At 62.8% G+C, this 1,729-nt stretch carries 2 protein-coding genes; one reads left to right on the top strand and one right to left on the bottom strand.

Going from position 1 to position 1,729, the window contains the following annotated elements; all coding sequences use genetic code 11:
• The coding region (locus H7225_RS06865) for a hypothetical protein (protein WP_290660183.1) at positions 1-181 on the top strand (181 nt) is incomplete at its 5' end.
• A gap of 80 nt (positions 182-261) precedes the next feature.
• Here the strand turns inward: H7225_RS06865 and wbaP are convergent.
• Positions 262-1,728 carry an undecaprenyl-phosphate galactose phosphotransferase WbaP gene (gene wbaP / locus H7225_RS06860; RefSeq protein WP_290660181.1) on the bottom strand — a complete coding sequence of 489 codons (1,467 nt, stop codon included), beginning with the start codon at positions 1,726-1,728 and terminating at the stop codon, positions 262-264.
• Position 1,729 lies beyond the last annotated feature (1 nt).

The raw sequence follows: 1,729 nt of genomic DNA, 5'->3' as shown, positions 1-1,729 counted from the left end.
GGCGCGCGATGTGGGGGACATTCGGCCCATGCACATTGCGCTGGATTGCTTTGTGCACCACTACATACGGCTGACGATCAAGGGCGGGTACCCGCCGTTTGCGGATCGTGAGAATTTGATTTCGCTGGAGGCGAAGTGGGGGGGTGGGGATTTGGCTTTGCTGGAGGACGCGACGGACTGAGGTCGCCAGCACCCTGACGTGACTTGCCCCCTCTCCCGCCTGCGGGAGAGGGCTGGGGTGAGGGAAAAATCGCCCCGACGTTACATCGCCCCGCGCGCCGACAGCACCACGCGGAATGTCTTGAGCAAAATTACCCAATCCACCCACAGCGACCAGTTGCGCACGTACCAGGTGTCCAGGTTGGCGCGTTGCAAGAAGGTGGTGTCGCTCCTGCCGCTGACCTGCCACAGGCCCGTGATGCCGGGCAGCACCTGCTCGTACAAGGTCATCGCTGCCGGGTTGTAGCGCGACAGTTCGCGTCTGAGCAGCGGCCTGGGGCCGACCAGGCTCATGTCGCCGCGCAGCACGTTCCAGAGTTGCGGCAACTCGTCAATGCTACGGCGCCTGATCCACTGGCCCACCTTGAGCACGCGCGGGTCGTCAGCCAGCTTGAAGTTGCTCTCTTCGTACCGCTGAAACAGCTCAGGCTTGTCGGTGCGCCAGGCATTCAGTGCCGCGTCTGCATGCTTGACCATGGAGCGGAATTTGATGAACGCAAAATCTTCACCGTCTTTTCCGACGCGAGGTTGCGTGTAAAACACGGGGCCTCCATCTTCACGCCAGATGCGCCAGGCCACCAGCGCCATAAGGGGCGAGAACGCCGCCAGCAGCATGGCAGAAGCGACCACATCAATGCTGCGCTTGACAAGGCGCGCGCCTGGGCTGAGCAGCCGGTATTGCAAACGCAGGAATAGCACGTCATTACTGAAAAAATGCAACGCCTGCATGCCCTGCACCGGCAGGCCGTGCATGGGCGGAATGACAAAAATCTCGAACGCCTTGGCGCGCAACGCCCGCGTGATGCGCTCTGCCTGCGGTGCCCCATCGCGGTCCAGCGCCACCATGATGACTTCGCAGCCCAGCTTGATGGCGATGTTGTCGATGCCCTCAGTGGCCGAATGAACGTCGAACCCCGGCCCGCATTCAGCGGCCCAGGAGACATGCCCCGAGGTGGTCACCACGCCAACCACTTCAATGCCCATGTGCCGCTCGTGCCGCATGGCCGCGCAAGCCTGGCGGGCGCCCTCGCCATCGCCCACGACCAGCGCCTTGCGCCGCCACCAGCCCATGCGCATCAACAGCTCGCGCGTGATCAAGCGGCCCGCCGGCACGGTGACAAGTACAAAAAACCAGGCCAGCAGCATGATCACCCGGGTGTAGCTGACCTGCACAAAAAAGTTGAGCGCAAACTGGAGCAAGGCTGCCATGGCGACATGCCGCCAGATGACGCCGACCTCTTCCCAGAAGGCGGCGCGGCGGCTGTATTGGCCGTTGAAGGCCAAGGCCAGGACGACCAGGATGGACATCACCGAGTAGACGGTGCCGCCTGGGCTGGCAAAAGGGTAGAAGTCGTCGAGGGTCGCACGGTTGAGCACCATGGCAGTGGTGACTGCTGCGAACCATGCAACGGGAAAGGCGGCGAGATCTCCCAGCAACAGCAACGCCGAACGCAGCCTTCGCTTGGCCCTACCGTTCGTTTGCGCGCCCTGCGGCTCTTGGGAATTCATT

Origin of the sequence: Aquabacterium sp., from assembly GCF_014378415.1 — a bacterium.
Taxonomy (GTDB): Bacteria; Pseudomonadota; Gammaproteobacteria; order Burkholderiales; family Burkholderiaceae_C; genus Aquabacterium.
Note: the sequence above shows the minus strand (reverse complement) of the source record. Positions and strands in the feature narration are given on the sequence as shown.